The sequence below is a fragment of the Pseudomonas emilianonis genome, assembly GCF_023072625.1.
GTDB lineage: Bacteria > Pseudomonadota > Gammaproteobacteria > Pseudomonadales > Pseudomonadaceae > Aquipseudomonas > Aquipseudomonas paraveronii.
The window spans coordinates 1-20,797 of the sequence record NZ_JAKNRV010000062.1; the positions used below are offsets into that span (position 1 = coordinate 1).

Annotated in this window: 20 protein-coding genes and 1 tRNA gene; 8 read left to right on the top strand and 13 right to left on the bottom strand. The window is 58.1% G+C overall.

Annotated features, from left to right (window positions below):
* On the top strand, positions 1 to 427 hold a 427-nt coding region (locus tag L9Z73_RS09470), incomplete at its 5' end, for an inositol monophosphatase family protein (protein WP_282598570.1).
* A 144-nt stretch (positions 428 to 571) separates the two neighbouring features.
* Here L9Z73_RS09470 and L9Z73_RS09475 read toward each other — a convergent pair.
* From L9Z73_RS09475 to queA, 6 genes are all read right to left on the bottom strand, one after another.
* Entirely contained in the window at positions 572 to 1,114 is a 543-nt protein-coding gene (locus L9Z73_RS09475; protein ID WP_247399224.1) for a glycine zipper 2TM domain-containing protein, read from the bottom strand.
* Between the two features lie 124 nt (positions 1,115 to 1,238).
* On the bottom strand, positions 1,239 to 2,153 hold the full coding sequence (secF, locus tag L9Z73_RS09480) for a protein translocase subunit SecF (protein WP_247399227.1): 915 nt from the start codon (positions 2,151 to 2,153) through the stop codon (positions 1,239 to 1,241).
* Between the two features lie 9 nt (positions 2,154 to 2,162).
* On the bottom strand, positions 2,163 to 4,031 hold the full coding sequence (gene secD, locus L9Z73_RS09485) for a protein translocase subunit SecD (RefSeq protein WP_247399230.1): 1,869 nt from the start codon (positions 4,029 to 4,031) through the stop codon (positions 2,163 to 2,165).
* 62 nt (positions 4,032 to 4,093) lie between these two features.
* The gene (gene yajC / locus L9Z73_RS09490; protein ID WP_076017553.1) at positions 4,094 to 4,432 is read right to left on the bottom strand and encodes a preprotein translocase subunit YajC; all 339 of its coding nucleotides are present in this window, start codon (positions 4,430 to 4,432) and stop codon (positions 4,094 to 4,096) included.
* Positions 4,433 to 4,475: 43 nt separating this feature from the next.
* Positions 4,476 to 5,591, bottom strand: coding sequence for a tRNA guanosine(34) transglycosylase Tgt (gene tgt / locus L9Z73_RS09495; protein WP_010565220.1), 1,116 nt, complete (start codon positions 5,589 to 5,591; stop codon positions 4,476 to 4,478).
* A 5-nt stretch (positions 5,592 to 5,596) separates the two neighbouring features.
* On the bottom strand, positions 5,597 to 6,646 hold the full coding sequence (gene queA, locus L9Z73_RS09500) for a tRNA preQ1(34) S-adenosylmethionine ribosyltransferase-isomerase QueA (RefSeq protein ID WP_247399233.1): 1,050 nt from the start codon (positions 6,644 to 6,646) through the stop codon (positions 5,597 to 5,599).
* 108 nt (positions 6,647 to 6,754) lie between these two features.
* Between queA and L9Z73_RS09505 the strand changes: the two genes are divergently transcribed.
* Positions 6,755 to 6,839, top strand: a tRNA-Leu gene (locus tag L9Z73_RS09505).
* Between the two features lie 254 nt (positions 6,840 to 7,093).
* Here the strand turns inward: L9Z73_RS09505 and L9Z73_RS09510 are convergent.
* On the bottom strand, positions 7,094 to 7,981 hold the full coding sequence (locus tag L9Z73_RS09510) for a LysR substrate-binding domain-containing protein (protein WP_247399236.1): 888 nt from the start codon (positions 7,979 to 7,981) through the stop codon (positions 7,094 to 7,096).
* Between the two features lie 122 nt (positions 7,982 to 8,103).
* Between L9Z73_RS09510 and L9Z73_RS09515 the strand changes: the two genes are divergently transcribed.
* Together L9Z73_RS09515 and L9Z73_RS09520 are read left to right on the top strand one after the other, a co-directional pair.
* Positions 8,104 to 8,613, top strand: coding sequence for a sugar ABC transporter (locus L9Z73_RS09515; RefSeq protein WP_247399239.1), 510 nt, complete (start codon positions 8,104 to 8,106; stop codon positions 8,611 to 8,613).
* Complete coding sequence (locus L9Z73_RS09520; protein WP_247399241.1) at positions 8,610 to 9,464, top strand: MBL fold metallo-hydrolase; 855 nt, start codon at positions 8,610 to 8,612, stop codon at positions 9,462 to 9,464. The genes L9Z73_RS09515 and L9Z73_RS09520 overlap by 4 nt, the downstream gene beginning before the upstream one ends.
* Before the next feature lie 321 nt (positions 9,465 to 9,785).
* Here the strand turns inward: L9Z73_RS09520 and L9Z73_RS09525 are convergent, their stop codons facing one another.
* Complete coding sequence (locus L9Z73_RS09525) at positions 9,786 to 11,171, bottom strand: PLP-dependent aminotransferase family protein (RefSeq protein ID WP_247399261.1); 1,386 nt, start codon at positions 11,169 to 11,171, stop codon at positions 9,786 to 9,788.
* Between the two features lie 413 nt (positions 11,172 to 11,584).
* Here L9Z73_RS09525 and L9Z73_RS09530 point away from each other — a divergent pair, with 413 nt between their 5' ends.
* Genes L9Z73_RS09530 through L9Z73_RS09540 form a run of 3 tightly spaced genes read left to right on the top strand, consistent with a single transcriptional unit; the run spans position 11,585 to position 14,199 of the window.
* Positions 11,585 to 12,610 (top strand): TauD/TfdA family dioxygenase, encoded by a 1,026-nt coding sequence (locus tag L9Z73_RS09530; protein ID WP_247399264.1) that lies wholly within the window; start codon positions 11,585 to 11,587, stop codon positions 12,608 to 12,610.
* A gap of 28 nt (positions 12,611 to 12,638) precedes the next feature.
* Complete coding sequence (locus L9Z73_RS09535; RefSeq protein WP_247399267.1) at positions 12,639 to 13,424, top strand: sulfite exporter TauE/SafE family protein; 786 nt, start codon at positions 12,639 to 12,641, stop codon at positions 13,422 to 13,424.
* 22 nt (positions 13,425 to 13,446) lie between these two features.
* Positions 13,447 to 14,199, top strand: coding sequence for an SDR family NAD(P)-dependent oxidoreductase (locus tag L9Z73_RS09540; protein ID WP_247399286.1), 753 nt, complete (start codon positions 13,447 to 13,449; stop codon positions 14,197 to 14,199).
* A gap of 283 nt (positions 14,200 to 14,482) precedes the next feature.
* Here L9Z73_RS09540 and L9Z73_RS09545 read toward each other — a convergent pair whose 3' ends face one another.
* Positions 14,483 to 15,286: a 2OG-Fe(II) oxygenase gene (locus tag L9Z73_RS09545; RefSeq protein ID WP_247399289.1), complete on the bottom strand. Its 804-nt coding sequence runs from the start codon at positions 15,284 to 15,286 to the stop codon at positions 14,483 to 14,485.
* Positions 15,287 to 15,346: 60 nt separating this feature from the next.
* Positions 15,347 to 16,180, bottom strand: a complete 834-nt coding sequence (locus L9Z73_RS09550) for a glycosyltransferase (RefSeq protein ID WP_247399292.1) — start codon at positions 16,178 to 16,180, stop codon at positions 15,347 to 15,349.
* Between the two features lie 895 nt (positions 16,181 to 17,075).
* Here L9Z73_RS09550 and L9Z73_RS09555 point away from each other — a divergent pair.
* Entirely contained in the window at positions 17,076 to 19,406 is a 2,331-nt protein-coding gene (locus tag L9Z73_RS09555; RefSeq protein ID WP_247399294.1) for a TonB-dependent receptor, read from the top strand.
* Between the two features lie 82 nt (positions 19,407 to 19,488).
* On the opposite strand, the gene L9Z73_RS09560 is transcribed toward L9Z73_RS09555, so the two are convergent.
* The 3 genes from L9Z73_RS09560 to flgA all read right to left on the bottom strand — a co-directional run.
* Entirely contained in the window at positions 19,489 to 19,920 is a 432-nt protein-coding gene (locus L9Z73_RS09560) for a flagella synthesis protein FlgN (RefSeq protein ID WP_247399298.1), read from the bottom strand.
* Positions 19,921 to 19,947: 27 nt separating this feature from the next.
* A complete protein-coding gene (gene flgM / locus L9Z73_RS09565; RefSeq protein WP_247399303.1) occupies positions 19,948 to 20,226 on the bottom strand; it encodes a flagellar biosynthesis anti-sigma factor FlgM in 279 nt (92 codons plus the stop codon).
* Between the two features lie 88 nt (positions 20,227 to 20,314).
* The coding region (gene flgA, locus L9Z73_RS09570; RefSeq protein ID WP_247399306.1) for a flagellar basal body P-ring formation chaperone FlgA at positions 20,315 to 20,797 on the bottom strand (483 nt) is incomplete at its 5' end.

Consider the following 20,797-nt stretch of genomic DNA (forward strand, 5'->3'; position numbering starts at 1 on the left):
ACCGTATTTGCAGCGCCCTGGAAACCTTCGAGACGGACACTCGCTTTATCGAAGACGCCTGGACCCGGCCTGCCGGCGGCGGCGGTCGCACCCGTGTGACGACCAGATGGACAACCTGGACAACTACCTGGGCATGTTCCGCGCCCTGGTTGGCCAGACCGCCGGCATCCGCCGCGCCGGTGCAGCCAGCCTGGACCTGGCCTACGTGGCCGCCGGTCGTTTCGATGCATTCTGGGAGTCGGGCCTGTCCGAGTGGGACATGGCGGCGGGCGCCCTGCTGATCCAAGAGGCCGGCGGCCTGGTGAGCGACTTCACCGGTGGTCACGACTTCCTGGAGAAGGGCCACGTGGTTGCCGGTAACACCAAATGCTTCAAGGCAGTGTTGACGGCGATCCAGCCGCACCTGCCGGCTTCGCTGAAGCGCTAAGCGAGCGAGCACAAAAAAGCACCCCTCGGGGTGCTTTTTTTATGCCTGGAATTTGGTGTGAGCTTAAATACCAGCAACACCACAAGCCAACTGTGGGAGGGGGGCTTGCCCCCTCCCACATTGTGAACTGTGCCAGGCCCGGGGTTATTGCTGGTTCTGGCCCAGGATCAGACGCCCCTCTTTATCGACCGGGATCTGACCGCCTGGATCACGGTCCATGCGCACCGTACCTTCTTTGCCACCCAAGGTGTAACGCACGTCATAGCCGACAACCTTGTCGCTGATGTCGTTGACGGTGTTACAGCGGGTTTGCGTGGTGGTGTAAGTATCGCGGTTCTGCATGCCTTCCTGAACCTTGTTACCGGCGTAGCCGCCACCGACCGCACCGGCTACGGTGGCCAGCTTCTTACCGTTACCGCCACCGACCTGGTTACCCAACAGGCCACCGGCCAGCGCACCGACCACCGTACCGACGATCTGATGTTGATCCTGCACCGGCTTCTGCCGGGTCACTGCGACGTCCTTGCAGACCTCGCGAGGCGTTTTAATCTGGGTGTTCACCGGCTGCACCGCCAGCACTTGCGCATACTCAGGGCCGCTTTTTACCAGGCTGTAGGTGGCAACAGCACCCCCTGCAGTCACACCGACAGCACCCAATACCGCACCAACCAGCAACGACTTGTTCACGTTGAACCTCCTGACCATCACAAACGGACCGAAAGATCCGCGCTATACCCAGCCTTGGAGCAAAAAAAAAGGCGCGAGTTCAATACTCGCGCCTTCTTTGTAACAACAAATCAACGCTCACCCATCAAGGGCGGTCGTCGACCTCCTTGCCAGTCGCGGCCGGAGGGATCAGGTCTTCGCTGTTGAGGTTCAGCCAGATCAGTACCACGTTGGCGATGTAGATCGACGAGTAGGTGCCCGCCAGAACGCCGATAAACAGCGCCAGGGAGAAGCCCCACAGGTTGTCACCACCGAAGATCATCAGTGCCGCGATCGCCAGCAAGGTGGAGATCGACGTCGCCATGGTCCGCAACAGGGTCTGGGTGGTGGAGATGTTGATGTTCTCGATCAGCGTCGCCTTGCGCAGTACGCGGAAGTTCTCTCGAACCCGGTCGAATACCACGATGGTGTCGTTGAGGGAGTAACCAATGATCGCCAGCACGGCAGCCAGTACGGTCAGGTCGAAGGTGATCTGGAAGTACGCCAGGATACCCACGGTTACCACCACGTCATGGATCAGCGACACAATGGCGCCAACCCCGAACTTCCACTGAAAGCGGAAAGCCAGGTAGATCATGATGCCGCCGAGCGCCATCAGCATGCCGAGACCACCCTGGTCGCGCAGCTCTTCACCCACTTGCGGGCCGACGAACTCGACGCGCTTGACCGACGCAGGGTTATCACCGCCGACCTTCTGCAAGGCCTCGGCGACCTGATGACCCAGTTGCGGGTCTTCGCCCGGCATGCGCACCAGCAGGTCGGTGGTCGCACCGAAGCTCTGCACGATGGCTTCGTGATAGCCGGCCTTGACCAGCTCGCTGCGCACCTGGCTAACGTCGGCTGGCTTCTCGTAGGTCAGCTCGATGAGCGTACCGCCGGTGAAGTCCAGACCGTAGTTAAGGCCCTTATGGAACCAGCTGAACAACGCCAGAACGGTAAGGAGCACAGTGACGCCGAACGCAATATTGCGAACGCCCATGAAGTTGATTGTACGTAACATGGCAGCCCCTTAAATCCACAACTTCTTGAAGTCACGCCCGCCAAAGATCAGGTTGACCATTGCGCGGGTCACCATGATGGCCGTGAACATCGAGGTAAAGATACCGAGGGACATGGTCACCGCAAAACCTTTGACCGGGCCGGTGCCCATGGCAAAGAGAATCCCGCCGACCAGCAATGTGGTCAGGTTGGAGTCGAGAATCGCGGTAAATGCCCGGCCGAAGCCTTCGTTGATTGCACGCTGCACAGTCATGCCAGCGGCGATCTCTTCACGAATCCGCGAGAAGATCAGCACGTTGGCGTCCACCGCCATACCCATGGTCAGCACGATACCGGCGATACCTGGCAGGGTCAGCGTAGCACCCAGCAGCGACATCAAGGCCAGCAGCATCACCATGTTGCCCGCCAGGGCCACGGTAGCGATGATGCCGAAGAAGCGGTAGATGGCGATGATGAACAGCGACACGAACAGCATGCCCCACAAGGCCGCATCGACACCCTTGGTGATGTTGTCGGCACCCAGGCTCGGGCCGATGGTGCGCTCTTCAGCGAAGTACATCGGCGCAGCCAGGCCACCGGCACGCAGCAGCAGGGCCAGCTCGGACGATTCGCCCTGGCCGTTCAGGCCGGTGATGCGGAATTGAGCACCCAGCGGCGACTGGATGGTCGCCAGGCTGATGATCTTCTTCTCTTCCTTGAAGGTCTGCACCGGCACGTCTTTCTCGACGCCGTTGACCATTTGCTTGGTGTAGGTGGTGATCGGGCGTTGCTCGATGAAGATCACCGCCATGCTGCGACCGACGTTGCTGCGTGTGGCGCGGCTCATCAGTTCGCCGCCGTGGCCATCCAGGCGGATGTTCACTTCAGGCGTACCGTGCTCGCCGAAACCGGCCTTGGCGTCAGTCACCTGGTCGCCGGTGATGATCAAGCCACGCTCGATCTGCGCCGCAGGGCGGTTGCCTTCACGGAACTCGAAGGTCTCGGAAGTGGCTTTGGAAGCACCCGGCTCGGCGGCCAGACGGAATTCCAGGTTGGCTGTCTTACCGAGGATGCGCTTGGCTTCAGCGGTGTCCTGCACGCCCGGCAGCTCAACCACGATGCGGTTGGCACCCTGGCGCTGAACGATCGGCTCGGCCACACCCAGTTCGTTGACGCGGTTACGTACCGTGGTCAAGTTCTGCTTGATGGAGTATTCGCGGATTTCCGCCAGCTTGGCCGGGGTCATCGCCAGACGCAGTACAGGTTGACCGTTGAGGTCGGCCGGTACGATGTCGAAATCGTTGAAGTTCTTGCGGATCAGCGCACGGGCCTGTTCGCGCGCGGCCTCGTCAGAGAAGCCCAGCTGGATGGCACCGTTGAGCTGCGGCAGGCTGCGATAACGCAACTTCTCTTTACGCAGCAGGCTCTTCACGTCGCCTTCGTAGACTTTCAGGCGCGCGTCGAGGGCCTTGTCCATGTCGACTTCCAGCAGGAAGTGAACACCACCGGACAAGTCCAGACCCAGCTTCATCGGGTGCGCACCAATGCTGCGCAGCCATTTTGGCGTGGTCTGTGCCAGGTTGAGCGCGACAACATAGTCGTCACCCATGGCCTTACGCACGACGTCTTTGGCCGGCAACTGGTCTTCTTGCTTGGTCAGGCGCAACAAGCCGCCCTTCGCATCAGCTGCCAAGGTTGCCGCTTTAACCTGGATACCCGCATCGGTGAGCGCTTTGCTCGCGCGTTCCAGGTCAGCCTGATTGACCTTCAGCGAAGTGCTGGCGCCAGAGATCTGGATCGCAGGGTCATCAGGATAGAGATTGGGAGCGGAATAAATAAAACCGATCGCCAGCACCGCCAGGATCAGTAGGTATTTCCACAGAGGGTATTTGTTCAGCATCACGCCGCCCGCTTATAACGCGGGGCGCCTTGCGCGCCCCGTCGATTGGTAAAGGTTGGAACTTAGATCGCTTTGAGCGTGCCTTTAGGCAGCGTGGCGGCGATGGCGCCCTTCTGGAACTTCATTTCTACGGTGTCGGAGACTTCCAGAACCACGAAAGCGTCGGAAACCTTGGTGATCTTGCCCGCGATACCGCCGGTCGTCACAACTTCGTCACCTTTTTGCAGGCTGCCGAGCAGGTTTTTCTGCTCTTTGGCGCGCTTGGCCTGTGGACGCCAGATCATCAGGTAGAAGATGACCAGGAAGCCGACCAGGAAAATCCACTCGAAACCACCGCCCAGGGGGCCGGCAGCAGCAGGCGCAGCGGCATCAGCCATGGCGTTAGAGATAAAAAAGCTCATTTAGCACTCCAGTTGCAAATAGTGAATCTTAGGGTCGGAAAACTCAGTCCAAGGGCGGCACAGGGAGCCCGCGCTTGGCATAGAAGGCATCGACGAAGGCGGCCAATGTACCCTGTTGAATAGCCTCGCGCAAACCAGCCATCAGGACTTGGTAGTGACGCAAATTGTGGATGGTATTCAACATGCTACCCAGCATTTCCCCGCACTTGTCCAGATGGTGCAGATAAGCACGGGAGAAGTTCTGGCAGGTGTAGCAGTCGCAGGTGGGATCGAGCGGCGAATCATCATGGCGATGGAACGCGTTACGGATCTTCAGCACGCCTGTATCGATGAACAGATGCCCATTGCGGGCATTACGGGTTGGCATCACGCAATCGAACATGTCCACACCGCGGCGCACACCCTCTACGAGATCTTCCGGTTTGCCAACGCCCATAAGGTAACGAGGTTTGTCAGCCGGCATCAGGCCCGGCAGGTAATCCAGCACCTTGATCATCTCGTGCTTGGGCTCGCCCACCGACAGACCGCCGATGGCCAGGCCGTCGAAGCCGATCTTGTCCAAGCCTTCCAGCGAGCGTTTACGCAGGCTTTCATGCATGCCGCCCTGGACGATACCGAACAGCGCTGCGGTGTTATCGCCGTGGGCGTTCTTCGAGCGCTGGGCCCAACGCAGCGACAACTCCATGGAAACCCGCGCGACGTCTTCATCAGCCGGGTACGGCGTGCATTCGTCAAAAATCATCACAATGTCGGAGCCCAGGTCGCGCTGGACCTGCATCGACTCTTCCGGGCCCATGAACACTTTGGAACCGTCGACCGGCGAGGCGAAGGTCACGCCCTCCTCCTTGATCTTGCGCATCGCGCCCAGGCTGAACACCTGGAAACCACCCGAGTCAGTGAGGATCGGGCCTTGCCACTTCATGAAGTCATGCAGGTCGCCGTGCTTCTTGATCACTTCCGTGCCCGGGCGCAGCCACAGGTGGAAGGTGTTGCCGAGGATGATCTCGGCGCCGGTGGCGACGATGTCGCGCGGCAGCATGCCTTTGACGGTGCCGTAGGTACCAACCGGCATAAACGCCGGGGTCTCTACCGTACCGCGCGGAAAGGTCAGGCGACCGCGACGGGCCTTGCCGTCGGTGGCCAGTAATTCAAACGACATACGACTCATAGTTGTTCCTCTGGGCCGCGTGGCGCCGGATTACGGGTGATAAACATCGCATCACCGTAGCTGAAAAAACGGTATCCATTGTCGATGGCGGCTTGATAAGCGGCCATGGTCTCCGGATAACCGGCAAATGCCGACACCAGCATCAACAGCGTGGATTCCGGCAAATGGAAGTTGGTCACCAAGGCATCGACCACATGAAACGGCCGGCCAGGGTAAATAAAGATATCGGTGTCGCCACTGAACGGCTTGAGCACGCCATCACGCGCCGCGCTTTCCAGGGAGCGCACGCTGGTGGTGCCCACGGCAATAACCCGCCCGCCGCGCACCTTGCACGCGTTGACCGCGTCCACGACGTCCTGGCTGACTTCCAGCCATTCGCTGTGCATATGGTGGTCTTCGATGTTATCCACACGCACCGGCTGAAACGTGCCGGCCCCCACGTGCAGGGTCACATACGCGCTCTCGACGCCCTTGGCGGCGATCGCATCCAGCAGCGGCTGGTCGAAATGCAGCCCGGCCGTCGGTGCGGCCACGGCGCCGAGGCGCTGGGAGTAGACCGTCTGATAGCGCTCGCGGTCCGAGTCTTCGTCGGGGCGGTCTATATAAGGAGGCAACGGCATATGGCCGACGCGCTCCAGCAGCGGCAACACTTCTTCGGCAAACTTGAGCTCGAACAACGCATCATGGCGCGCCACCATCTCGGCTTCGCCACCGCCATCGATCAGCAGGGTCGACCCCGGTTTCGGCGACTTGCTGGAACGCACATGGGCCAGCACGCGATGGCTGTCCAGCACCCGCTCCACCAGAATTTCCAGCTTGCCGCCGGAGGCTTTCTGGCCGAATAGCCGCGCCGGAATCACCCGGGTATTGTTGAACACCATCAAATCGCCCGGGCGCAAATGCTCAAGCAAATCAGTGAATTGACGGTGTGCGAGGGCACCGCTCACCCCGTCCAGGGTCAGCAGTCGACTGGCGCGACGCTCGGCCAAAGGGTGGCGAGCGATCAGCGAATCAGGGAGCTCAAAAGTAAAGTCAGCAACGCGCATGATGGGGTTCGTCTAGCAGGGCCGGGAAGTCTAGCGGAAATAGTCAAAATTGACCATGAAACGTGATTGACCAACGGTAATCTCATCTCTATACTTCGCCGCCATTGAGCCCTGATGGCGGAATTGGTAGACGCGGCGGATTCAAAATCCGTTTTCGAAAGAAGTGGGAGTTCGATTCTCCCTCGGGGCACCATCTTAAAAAAAGACCTTGAAATTCAAGGTCTTTTTTTTCGCCTGTCGAAAAGTGGACGAATGCGAAACCCGTGCTCAGCGCATCAGCCTGCAGGAGCTGGTTTGCCAGCGATAACACCAGCCGTCACACAATCAATTAATCAGGCTAACCCCCCGCCGCCTTCGCCATCCCCCCCCGAATAAATTGCGAGGGTTAGGCGAGTGTTGACGGAAACAATCGTGGTCTGACCCTGATTACCTGCTGATTACCTGCCGCTACTTCACCTGCGCGTCCCCAAACAGCCAATGCGCAAATGCCTGGATGGGCACGCGGCTCAGTTCAAGGGGTTCAGGTAACACGAGGCAAAAGGTCTTTGCGATATTCTTCTCCTGCGGCCATGGCGCAACCAGCCGGCCTTGTGCCAGCTCTGCTTCCACGTACAGGCGCGGCACAAGCGCCACGCCAAGACCCGCCAGTGCGGCCTCGATCAACATCGCATGCAAATCGTAGCGCGCGCCCATCGCTGCGTTGCTCAGGACAATCCCGGTTTCCTGGGCGTAGCGCTGCCAGGCATCCGGGCTCTGTCGTCGGTGTAATCGTGGGAGCGAATCCAGAGCCGTTGCCTGCGTGCCCGGACTCAGGAGGCCAGGGTGACAAACCGGAATTAACACTTCGTTCAACAGGCGGTGCGTGTGCATGCCCGTCCAGGCCGGGTGCTCAAAATGGATGGCGGCGTCAAAACCGCTGCCAGCGAGTACGAACGGTTCCATACGTTCCGAGAGGTGCACGCAGATATTCGGGTGTTGTTGACCAAAGCCGGACAACCGAGGAATTAGCCAGCGCAGGGCAAAGGTTGGGCTGACGGCGATATCCAGGCTTGCGCCGTTTCTGGGCTGGCCCATCAAATACTGGCTGTCCCTGTCTAGGCGGTCGAGTAGTTCGCGCACTTGCGCCGCGTAGCGCTCACCGCCAGGCAAGAGCCGCACGCGGTTGCCAACGCGCTCGAATAGCGTGACGCCCAGAAAGGCTTCCAGGCGACCTATCTGCCGACTGATTGCGCCCTCGGTCAAGGCCAATTCGTTTGCGGCACGGGCGAAGCTGCCATGGCGGGCTGCTGCTTCAAAGGCAATCAGGGCAGCATTACTAGGGAGCTTTCGACGCATGGTCTTTCCTGGAATCAAGGTAATCAGCTTGATGTTTAGTCACTGAAGGGTGCCGAAAAAACGTTTTGTGGGTCATTACCGTGCCACTAGCATGATGGAACATCAATCCGTGAAGTGACGTTATGATTTACACAGTCGAATGCAACTACGCTGACCCCGCCAGCGAAGCCGAATGGAATGGGTTTTACAGCCTGGAAAAACTGCCGGCGCTGATCTCGGTGAGCGGTTTCAGCTCCTCACAGCGCTTCAAAGCCTTGAGCGGCACTTGCCCGGCCTACCTGGCCTTACATTCAGTCGACACGCTTGCCGTATTGCAGAGCGACGAGTACCGCCAAAAAGGCGGTGGCAATTTTTCCCGCTGGCAGTCGCACATCGCTGATTGGAGACGCAACCTCTATGCCGGGCCGGACCAGGCAGTTGCCGTAGGCGCGGACGAACTCCTGTTGGTCAGTGAACAAGGCCCTCACGTGCTGATTGAGTTAGGCCTTACGCCTTTAGCGCTGCACGCCGTTGCGTTGGACAAGACACCTGCACACCGTTGGCTGGCCAAACTGGATTGCGCTCAGGCCAGGGCCAGCGATCTGCAGGGGCTGAATGTCTATCGCGCCATGACCGGGCAGTTACAGTCATGAGTAACGTGGACATACCTCACTGGAAACTCCCCAGCCAGCAAGTCGGCGAGTTTTCAATCACCGCCATCAGCGACGGCTACTTGGGGGCGAGCCTGGATTTTCTCGCCAACATCGCGCCAACAGAGGCGGTCCGACTTCAGTTAGCCGCCGGAATCAGCGAGCCAGCGTCGATCCATATCAATTGCTATCTGGTACGTGGGCGTGGCCGAACGATTCTGATCGACGCCGGCGCCGGCGGATTCAATCAATGGGGCGGCGAGTTGCTGGCCAATCTTGCATTGGCCGGCGTGCAACCCGGTGACATAGATACGATTCTGCTGACTCACGCGCACCCCGACCACATCGGTGGCTTGTTGAACGCAGCAGGAGAAATGGCCTTCGCCAATGCTGAGTTGGTTGTGCATCAGCGAGAACTAGCGTTCTGGGAGGACGATGGCCACCTTGGCCAGGCCAGTGAACGCGCGCGTGGAAACTTTCTGTTTGCTCGAAGGGTGTTCGAGCGGTACCGGAAAAATCTGCGCCCGTTCACCGCCAATGACGTCCTGCCGGGCATCAGCGCGATGCCGTTGCCTGGACATACCGTCGGGCATTGCGGCTACCGCTTCGAGTCCGCAGCAGGCGGCCTGCTGGTGTGGGGCGATATTGTTCATTTTCCTCAGATTCAGATTGCGCGCCCAGATGTCACGATTGCCTTCGACCAGGACCCGCTGCTATCGGCGGCCACGCGAACAAGGCTACTGGATGTTGCCAGTTCAGACAATTTGATGGTCGCTGGCATGCACTTGGGCGCGCTCGGCTTTGCTCATATCAAGCGCTCCGGGAACACCTACGCCATTGCTTACGAAACGTGAGTCAAATACGGGCAGCAAACTGTCTTTCGATAGTTTTTCTTCGCGCCTGAAAACTTGTCTGGAGCGCTAAAGGGGGCACACTGATAAGGATTTGTGCGGCGTCAGGCGTCGCAGCTCTCTGGCTGCTGTCCCTACGGCGGTAACAGCCTGAAGCACTACGCAAGGTTTTGGGGGGCCGTACTAAGGAAGGATTACGCTGACACCCGGCTTGCCAACTCTCGCGGCTGAGAGGCTGAGCCGGGGAGCGCCGCTCAATCTTAAGAGCGCAAAAGACCTCAAGACAATCGCCTTCATGCCTTCCACTGACCGCCTCCACAACAATCAATAAAACAACCGCGGCTCCGGCGCCGCCAGCAGGCTGACCAGCTTGGTCAACGCAAACCCCAACTCCGCACGGCTAGGCCCCATCAGGGCGATGCGCACCCCACGCGTGCTGGCGCTGCGCTGGGCCAGGAACTGGCTGCCACTGACCACGATCACGCCGTTGGCGCGCGCCAGGTTGGCGAACTCGTCGCTGGTCCAGGGCTCGGGCAATTCGAGCCACACATGGAAGCTGTTGGGTTGGGTGCGAATGTCATACGAGCCCAGTAGCTGCCGTGCCAGGCGCTGGCGCTCCGCGGCTTCCTCCTGTTGAACCCGCACCAATTGCGCCCCACGGCCACTGGTGATCAGGTTGCTGGCCAATTGGGCCATCAGCGGCGACGGCATCCACACACTGCTGCGCACCATGGACGACAGCCGCGATAGGGTTTGCGGCGGCGCGTACAGGTAACCGATGCGCAGGGCCGGTAGCAAGCTCTTGGACAGGCTGGTCAGGTATACCGAGCGCTCCGGGGCATAGGCCGACAACGGCTTGTGCGCGGGGCGCGTCTCAAGAAAGCCGTAGATATCATCATCGATGATGTACAGATCAAACTCGCGGGCGATCTCGGCGATTTCCAGGCGACGCGATTCGGGCATGATCGAGTTGGTGGGGTTCTGGTGCGTGGCCACCGTCACCAGCAGCGTGGGCCGGTGCTCGATGCACGCGGCCCGCAGCGCAGCCGGCACCAGGCCGTGCTCATCGACCTGCACCCCTTGCAGGCGACGGCCCAGGCTGTGGGCCAGGGAGATGATCCCCGGATAGCAGTATTCCTCACACAGAATCATATCGCCGACGCTGGACAGGCCGCCGATGGCCACCAGCAAGCCGTGCTGGGCACCGGCCGTCAACACGATCTGTTGGGCGTTGGCGTCCGGCAAGCTGCGCTGCACCCACAACGCCCCGGCTTCCTTATGCACGGAATGGCCGCCGTCGGTGACGTAATCCAGGATCGCCCCCAACTCGGGCGCCTGCGCCAACTCCTCGATCGCTCCTCGCAGCCAGTCGCTCATGCCGGCGTCGCAGGGCTTGATGATCGACAGGTCGATCTGCCCGGTATCTACCTTAGAGGCAATGCCGAGTCTGGCCACCGGTGCCAAGACACCGCGGGACGGCAGCACGAATGTGCCCCGCCCCACTTCCCCGATAACCAGGCCGCGCTTGGCCGCCTCGTCGTAGGAGCGGCCGATGGTGCCCGGCGTCACTTTCAACGCCTCAGCCAGCTCCTTGAGGGTAGGCAGGCGCTCGCCCGCGGCCAGGCGCCCGGAAGCGATGTCACGCGCCAGTGCGTCGGCGATCATCAAGTAAACCGGCTGGCCATGGCCGCTGTATTCAGGAACCCACATAGGAACGACACCAGAAACAACTGAAGCGCGAAATCCTAGCATGAAACTTTTCATAAGCGTAATCGCACAACATTCGACTCAATATAAGTCGATTACCAATATTACACCGATCAAATACACATCATTTATTTTCTACCTAAACACAAGGATTTAGCCGCCACCGTAAGGCAGCGCGACCGCGTTTCGCGCCAAGCATCTTCGCCGTGGCGCAGGAGGAGTGCAGTCGGGCAGCATCGACTGCGGATTTATCCGCACATAAAAACCAATAAAATCATTATGTTAGATCACATAATAAAAATAATATCAATTTGAGCATCAAAAAATATTGATTCGATTGATTTCAAATAATTAGAATGATTACATCGATTCAATTTTTTTGCCCACCCACATCAAAACATGGAACATCACCCGAAATGGAAAGCGCATACCTCAAGACCGCAGTCGACGCTGCCACCGCCCTGGAAATCCGACTGCCTTGGGTCATAGCCAGCGCCTGGCAAGCGGTGCTGAATCAGACCCCACTTGAGTTCGAACACAACCGGGACATCTACTTCCAGCTCAAGGAGCAGGCGCAGGACGTGCTGGGCACGACGCTGACCGAGCAGATCCGCTCCTTTGTCGACAACCCGCAGCTGACCGCGCTGATCATCCGCAACTGCCCTCGTGATCGAGACACACCGCCAACGCCCTACTCCGGGGTCTTGAGCCCGCGCAGCACACCCATCGCCTGCCTGGTCAGCCTATCGATTCACAGTCTGCTAGGCATTAACCCGGTGGTATACGAAGGCGAAAATGACGGCCGCCTGTTCCGCCACGTGATCCCGTCGCGCAACGCTTCCAGCCAGAAAAGCTCCCACGGGTCGCGCCTGCGCTTCTCCTACCACGTCGACAACCCAGACCTCCCGCTATCTTCGGAAAACGTCGGCACGCTCTCCTGCTGCCCCGAATACCTGTCGTTCTTCGGCATGCGCTGCGACCCACGCATCAACACGACGCTGGTCAATGTCGATGAACTGGTGGCTGCACTGCCCGCCACCACGATTAGTGAACTGACCGCGCCACAGTTCGTGATTCATCGCCCCGACTCCTTCACCAGCAACCGTCGCAAGACCGCCGAGCTACCCGTGCTGGTGCGCGGTCTGAGCGGCGAATGGCTGTGCCGCATGGACTGCGAAAACACCCACGCGATTAGCCTCAAAGGCGAGTGCGCGCTGAACACACTCAAAGCGCTGCTCGACTCTCGTCAGTTCGACGAGCCACACCTGCTGCTGCCCGGCGACTTCATGATCTTCAAGAACCAGCGCGTGCTGCACGCCCGCGACGGTTTCGAGCCGCAGAACGACGGCGCTGATCGCTGGCTGATCCGTCTGTTCGCGGTCAACGACCTGACCCGTGTGCGCCACAGCCGCGCCGACCACCTTTATGAAGTCCTTTCCTGACCGCCACATTGACTAGACAGGTACCACCATGGAATTACTCGGATCGTTCTGGGCCCAACACTGGATACTGGCCATCATGCTGCTGGGCGCAATCGCTTTTGTCGCCGGCTTCGTAGATAGCATCGCCGGGGGCGGCGGGCTGTTCCTAGTCCCCGGTTTCCTGCTGGTGGGGCTGCCGCCGCAGGTAGCGCTGGGCCAGGAAAAGCTGGTCAGCACCCTTGGCACTCTAGCCGCCATCCGCAACTTCTTCGCCAACAGCAAGATGGTGTGGAAAGTGGCGCTGGTGGGCGTGCCGTTCGCGCTGCTGGGCGCTTACATGGGGGCCCACCTGATCGTGTCGATTTCCCCGGAAACCGTGGGCAAGATCATCCTGGCGCTTATCCCTCTAGGCATCTTGATCTTTCTCACGCCCAAGGACCGGCCGGTACAAGAGCACACTCTCAGCAACCGCATGCTGTTCACCGTGGTGCCCCTGACCTGCTTGGTCATCGGCTTCTACGACGGCTTTTTCGGGCCGGGCACTGGCAGCATGTTCATCATCGCCTTCCACTACCTGCTGAAGATGGACCTGGTGTCCAGCTCGGCCAACTCCAAGAGCTTCAACTTCGCCTCCAACATTGGCGCTCTGGTCGCCTTCGTTGTGGCCGGCAAGGTGGTGTACCTGCTGGCCCTGCCACTGGTGGCCTGCAACATCCTGGGCAACCACATAGGCAGCGCCCTGGCCATCCGTAAAGGCAACGACGTTGTGCGCAAGGTGTTGGTGCTTTCGATGCTTTGCCTGTTCGCCAGCCTTGGCGTGAAGTACCTGGCTTGATTCAACCCTCAAGGAGAACCTGATGAAAACTGCATTTGTGACCGGCGCTTCCGCTGGCTTCGGCAAGGCCATCTGCCGTGCATTGATCGCTGACAATTACCGCGTAATCGGCGGCGCCCGCCGCGCAGACAAATTGGCGGAGCTGAAGCGCGAACTGGGCGAGCACTTCATTGCCCTGCCCCTGGACGTGACAGACGCCGCCTCGCTGGATGCGGCTTGCGAATCGATTCGCGACGCGTCGCTGCACATCGACCTGCTGGTGAACAACGCCGGCCTGGCACTGGGTATCGACCGCGCCCAGAGCGCCGATGCGAAGAATTGGGAGCGCATGATCGCCACGAACGTCACCGGCCTAGCCATGGTCACCCACAAGCTGCTGCCGGCCATGGTGGAAGCTAACAACGGGCTGATCATCAACATCGGCTCCATTGCCGGCACGTATCCCTACCCGGGCGGCAACGTATATGGCGCCAGCAAGGCCTTCGTTAAACAGTTCAGCCTGAACCTGCGCGCAGACCTTGCGGGCACCAAGGTACGGGTCAGCAATATTGAGCCGGGGCTGTGCTCGGGCACGGAGTTTTCACTGGTACGCCTGGCCGGTGACCAGGACGCAGTGAATGCCCTGTACCGCGACGTGGAGGCAATCCGCCCTGAGGATCTGGCCAACACGGTGGTGTGGATAGCAGGCCAGCCGCCGCACGTGAACATCAACTCGGTGGAAATCATGCCGGTAGCCCAGAGTTACGCTGCGCTGAACATCGCCCGCAACCTGTAGCCCTGGCATGCAGGTGGCGGGTACCAGAGCAGGGATTTATGCCGGGCCAAGCGCTCCAGGCGTTGCTATAACGCGCAACTACCCATGAAGGAGTCTTATGAATGCTGCGCGAGAACGCCAATACCCTGCTCGCTTTCTGGTAGTCGCCCGTGAGTGCAGCTTTACTTAGGCTGCGGCTAGGATCGCCGCGGCTCAATCGGCGCTCAGCCATACCATACGCGCTGGCGAGCGCCTGATGCAGGCCATAGACCCTTACGTGAGAGCCATCGTCTGGCGATATTGCTTAGTTTTTCTTCTTGATCAGCTTGCTCACATAGTATTTGAGGCTTAAACGATCTTTGGGCCTTGGCTTGTAATGGGTTTTGTTTCTTTGTGCGGGATCGACCGCCACGGTGGCCGCCGTGTAGTAATAAAGCGCTATAGACCTGCGCGTGATGTGCTGCGGAGTCGTCAAAGGCTCTGGGTGCCCGTGGTTGCTGTCTTTGTCCGTGTTGAAAATGACGCAGCGGTTATAAATCGGCAGGACTTTTTTAAGACAAGTCTTCATGTCGACATCCCAAAGCTCCAGGTTGCCACCGTATTCCTCTTGCCAGTCTTCGTTGAGATAAATAATGGCATTCAGTCTGCGTTCAATATTAAGCTTTTTGTTGAGTCTGAAGTCCGAGTGCACACCCAGGAAACCACCATTTTTTGTTTCATGCAGCCCGCCACCGATAAAGTAGGGGTCGGGTATCAAACCTTCGATGCCCGTCAGCTTTTCAAGAAATTGCAACATGGGTGCCGAGTTAAAGGCGTTGAAAACCGTCTTCAGATAAGGGTCGCATTCGTTGGGGCTGATTTGCCGTTTGTGCTGACCTTTATAGCCACGCTCGTAGAGCATTTCGTTGTGGGTTGGCTCGACCGGGAAGTGCGCGCAGATACTCGCAATCAGGTCTTTCGGTAAAAAGTTATCGATAACGATGTGTGGAAATGGCGCGGCCTGGACATAGCAACTGGCTAGCGAGTGACCAAAAGTGCTGGCGGCGTTCTGGTCGAAATCAAGCTCCGGGGAGAGGGTGATGGGTAGTGTTTGCGTGATGGGTGTCATGACCGCTCCAATAACCTGAACATAAAGACCTATGGATGACTTTTAGCCGTGTTGCCCACACTATTTATTGCGTGCCGGCGACGTGTGACCTTTGCTGTCGCCCTTGTTTAGGCGGTTCAGGATATTGTTGTACATCTTGGTTCGTCTATGAGTCGTTTCATAGCCTCCGGCTGCAGCTACAGTGCCGGACTGAATGTGATCGAGATAACTGAATATCTTACGCGGCGACAAAAGCTCAACGCTATAACCAAACTCGGTCATGCGGTCTTGGAGAGTATAACCAGGCACTCGATCATCTATCGAAAAATGCAGGCCGTGCTGTTTTATTAGTTTGCAGTTCCATAACGTGCAGAAGCTCTTCAGGTAAAATTCCCTGTACGGCTTTGGTTCTCTGGAACGTAGTCCAAGGGAAAGTTTCATACGTCTGAAGTGGTGTTTGAATAGTCGTGAGCTAAAGCGCCAAAGGGTTCTAGTGGTGCCACGATTTAATTGCTCTACGCAACCGACAGCTACGAGCTTCGGGTTCTTGATGCATTTGTTCAGCATCATCGGAAACACATTTTTATCGAAAATAAACGTATCGGTGTGCAGCAGAAATACGTAGTCAGTATCAATACGTTCCAACGCCATATCGAGTGCTTTGCCGTGCGCAATATGGCCCTGTTCTGGTTCGGAAGTGGTCCGCTCGATCAGGTTGATCCAGTCAAGCGTGCGCAAATACTCTGTGCTTTTATCGGCGGAATAGTTGTCAACCACCCATACTGGGACGCCGCTGCTACCCACATGCTGGTGCAATAGCTCTAAGCATATTTTGGTTATTTCTGGTGTTTTATAGTTAACTATAACAATACTGAAATCTTTAGCTTTTTCAGTCAGCAAATCAGTGCTGCCCATAGTTCAGATACTCAGTAATAGCGTGGAGATAGGTGCACGAAATAATCGCGCCTGTATCCAGTTGCCGTTTATTGTTTAATGCGCAAACTTTGCGCGACCAGAAATCATAGATTTATCACATCGTTGACAGTCAATGAGTAATCATCGCTGAGTCAGATCTAATGGCGAGTAGTAAATGCGGTTTTCATCGTATAAGGAGCGAGTCTATAGGTAAACCTCGTTGAAATATTTCGCCACATTAAAAGACTCATTAGTCAACGATTCTTGAATGGTGGTGAGCCGGGTCTCCGTAAGGCATTCCGGCACCTCGTTTCGTCATACGGCGACCTGGCACCTGCTGAGCGTTCCCAATCAGTAGAGTCACGCACCGCGTAGTCGTGCCAGTCCAGCGCGCGAGGGCGCACGCGATGTGACTTTTTAGGTATGACCACATCATTGAAGGGATCCCAGCGACATAGCCATCTTCAACGCAGATGTCACCCCCCCAGACCAAACCCTGGTGCTGCCCGGTGAGACGTTTCAGAAAACCTGATAGGTCCAGAACCTCGGCGCCCACCCCTGGCGCGGTCGGAAATTGGTACGGGTAGACGGCAAATGCGTAATTGCCTGCCATGGGCATAATAGAAAGGAATCCTTGGCGACTGTAGTTAGCCAACTAACCTTCTCATCTTTATTACGTTCATACCGAAAAAAATATCGTAAGAAAACCACACCCATCGACTCATCCAATAGTCTTAAGTTTCATATTAATAGGTCGTGGTTTTATAAAGACGCGTTGACGTATTTGACACGTCAGCATTATGGTTTTTAACACACCCTCGCTTTTATCATCTTACCCCCGAAGTCCGGGGTTAATCGTGTTGATAATTTGCGCAACTAAATACGCAGGCCGACTATGTACCAGACGTTAAAACGTATGCTCCTCTGTTCGGCCTGCATTTGCGTACCGATGGGCGCGCATGCACAAGAAACGGAATTGCCGACGATCCAAGTCATCGGCAGTTCGCCCGTGGCCGGCGACTCAATCGATCGGGATAAAGTGCCTACCGATACTCAATCGCTGATTGCCGATGATTTCGACCGCAATAAATCAGCCTCAGTATTGGACACGTTGTCTCAACAGACCCCAGGCCTTCAGATCTCGGATGTCCAGGGCAACCCGTTCTCGCAGGACATCAATTTGCGTGGCTTCAGAGCCTCCGCTATGCAAGGAACCCCGCAGGGGCTGGCCGTTTATCTGAACGGCGTGCGTATCAACGAAGCGTTTGGCGATACCGTGAATTTTGACCTGGTGCCCACCGTGGCCATTGACCGTGCTGACGTATGGACCAGCAATCCGGTCTTCGGACTCAACGCCCTCGGCGGGGCGATCAATCTGCAACTGAAGAACGGCTTCACCTATGACGGACTGGAAGCCGAGGTCACAGGAGGATCATTCGGACGCATCGGCAGCTCTCTGCAATACGGCGCCCAAAAAGACAACTGGGCCTTCTACACCTCCGGTGAAGAAATCCATGAAGACGGCTGGCGCGATCACTCCTCTTCGAGGATCAAGCGGTTCTACACCGACCTTGGCTACAAGGACGACGAACGTGAGTTCCATCTAAGCCTCTCGGGCGCGTCGAACACGCTGGGGGTCATTGGCCCGACCCCAGTCGAGGAACTGGCCCGAAAATACTCGAGCGTCTACACGTTTCCCCAGACAACCGAAAACAACATGTTGATGATCGGCCTTAACGGCAAGGTTTCGATCAATGACGACTGGGCGGTGCAAAGCAATATCTACGTGCGCCATTTCGACCAGAAACATGTCGATGGCAACACCTCCGATGTGGCTGCATGTGCGGGCGACCCAACGCAGTTATGCCTTGGCGACGCGGCCACGCAGAACGCCAGGAGCGGAGAAAACCTATCATCGAACTTGCTGCCTGGCTCCGGATTGAACCAGGGGATCGCCGGGTCAATAGACCGCACTCACGTCGACTCCGACACCGTCGGCGCCTCTCTCCAGACCACGTATGACGGCTCGCTCCTGAAGCTGAACAATCATTTCGTGGCAGGCGCCAACATCGACTACTCCAGCCTGTCGTTTTCCGGAAGCAATGAGCTCGGGACGATACCGGACACCACAATAGATCCTTACGTAATCGGCTCCGGAATCACGTATCAAACCAGCGACGGCTTGATTCAACCGGTCAGGCTGAGAGCGAAGAATACGTATCAGGGGCTGTTTTCCTCCGATACGCTCGACATCACCGATCGCCTGTCGGCCACGCTCGGTGCGCGGCTGAATATCGCTCAGATCAACCTGAATGACGCGCTGGGGAACTCCCCCGAACTCACCGGTGATCATCGCTACGCTCGCTTGAACCCGCTCACCGGCCTCACCTACAAGCTGACGCCAGACCTGACCGTGTACGGCGGCTACTCCGAAGCCAACCGTGCCCCCACACCGCTCGAACTGGGTTGCGCAAACCCGGCGAAACCCTGCTTGCTCGAAGGCTTCCTGGTGTCAGACCCAACCCTGAAACAGGTGGTCTCAAAAACATACGAGGCAGGTCTTCGTGGTCACAGCACGGTGGGCGCCGACTCGACGATTGACTGGAAACTCGGCGCTTTCCGGACTAACAACACCGATGACATCGTCAGCCAGCCCAGCAGCCTGGTCCCAGGCTATGGCTACTATGTGAATGCGGGCAAAACCCGTCGCCAGGGTATCGATGCCTACGTCCAGTACCGAACTTCCGACTGGTCTGCCTACACGACGCTGGCCTATGTCGATGCAACCTACCAATCCAACCTGAGCCTGACGTCGGCCAACAATCCTCAAGCCGATGCCAACGGCAATATTACTGTCGCCCGAGGCGAAAAAATCCCCGGTATTTCGCCATGGCAATTGAAGATGGGCGGGGATTATAAATTGACACCTGCCTTGACCGTGGGCGCAGACATGATCACCAACAGCAGCCAGTATTATGTTGGCGACGATTCAAACCAGAATGCCAAGTTGGCCGGATACGCGGTGTTCAATGTCCACAGCGATTATCAGCTCACCAAAACAATCAAACTGTTCGCAAAACTGGACAATGCCCTTGATCGCAAATATGCCACCTACGGTACTTTCGCGGCCGTGGGCGACATCCCGTCGCTTGGGCTATCAAATCCGCAAACAACCACCCCTGCGGCGCCTCGATCGATGTATGCCGGCTTCAATGTAAAATTCTGAGTCCCTCAACACGGCGAGCTCGTATTGAGAAGCCGGGCTGATCAGCGGGCGCGGCGCGGGAGAAAAACCACCCGCGTCCAGCTCACCCATCACTTCGCTGCGTCCGCCCATCCGGCCCATACAACTTGTTACCGCCAATACGATTAAGAAACCCAACAATCCGCTGGTTACACGCCATCCGCTGCCTCAGCGCCTCACCATTGGCAACATTGACCTCCCGCGCCCGCCGCGCCAGCGCCTGCACTTCCCGCCAAGCCGCCAGGCAATCAGCATCCTGCGCCGCCCTCTGCGCCCCTTGCCGCCCTGCCCCATAGCCGAGCTTCAACTGCGCCCCAGACCGAATCGCTTCCAACTGCTCCAGCTTCTGCAACGCCGCCTGCTTGCACGCGGTCAGTTCCTGCAGTTTTTCACCGTCGACCTTGGCCTGGGCCAATGCACGCCGTTCCAGTTCCAGCCAGTCGACCAGCTCGACAATCGCCTGCTGCTGCAACGCCAAGTGTTTAGCCAGACTCATAGGCACCTGCTGCTCATCGACCAGCGCTCATGGGAGGGTTTCGCGCACGCTTGCGGCCAGGCCGTCGAAGATCGAATCCGCGCTGACCTGGTAGGTGCCACTGTCGATGGCCTGGCGCAGCGCCGCGACCTTCTCCATGTCCACGTCCGCCGACGTCGCGACCTGCGAGCTGGCGGTGCTGCTGGAGACTTGCACACCGTCGTCGAGGGTGGCTTCGAGGGGTTGCACTTCAACGCGTTGATTACCGCCTGCTTTGCTGTCAGCGGGCGCCAGGGTGTTGGTCAGGTTTGCACTTATGATTTTCACGTTAGAGGCTTCAATTGGCTGTGGTTGGGTCAACTATCGGCAATCGCGACGGCAAACTTTGACCGGTAATCGGGTTTCGCTGAAAAAATCAGTAACGCAGCAGCAATTCATTCTGGCCTACCACCTGGGCGTTGAGCATTTTGCCATCGTTGCCCACGACCCTTACGGTGCTGCCCAGGCCGCCGTTATCCAGTGCCTTGCCTTCGCGGCTGATGCTGAAGCCAGCGCCCTGGGCCTGCAGGACCACGCGGGCGTTCCGCTCGACCAACCAACGCTCGCGCACGTGATTTGTGGTGATCACCATGCCCCGGCTTAGGTTGCGGCTGGCCTGGCGGCCGATGATCTGCGATGGCTCGAACACACTGCCTTTGGGCAGGCGTTCCAGCGGGCCGCGCTTGAGTTCCAGCATCGGGGCCTTGATCACCTCGCCCGCGGCGATGCGCTGACGGCTGACCACATAGTCGCCGACCACCCGCACGCTGACTTGCAGGTAACCCGCGACCTCGTCCAGGCAGCGCACGCCCACGGCCACTCGACCGATCACGCTTTGCTCCGGGCGCACCAGATATGG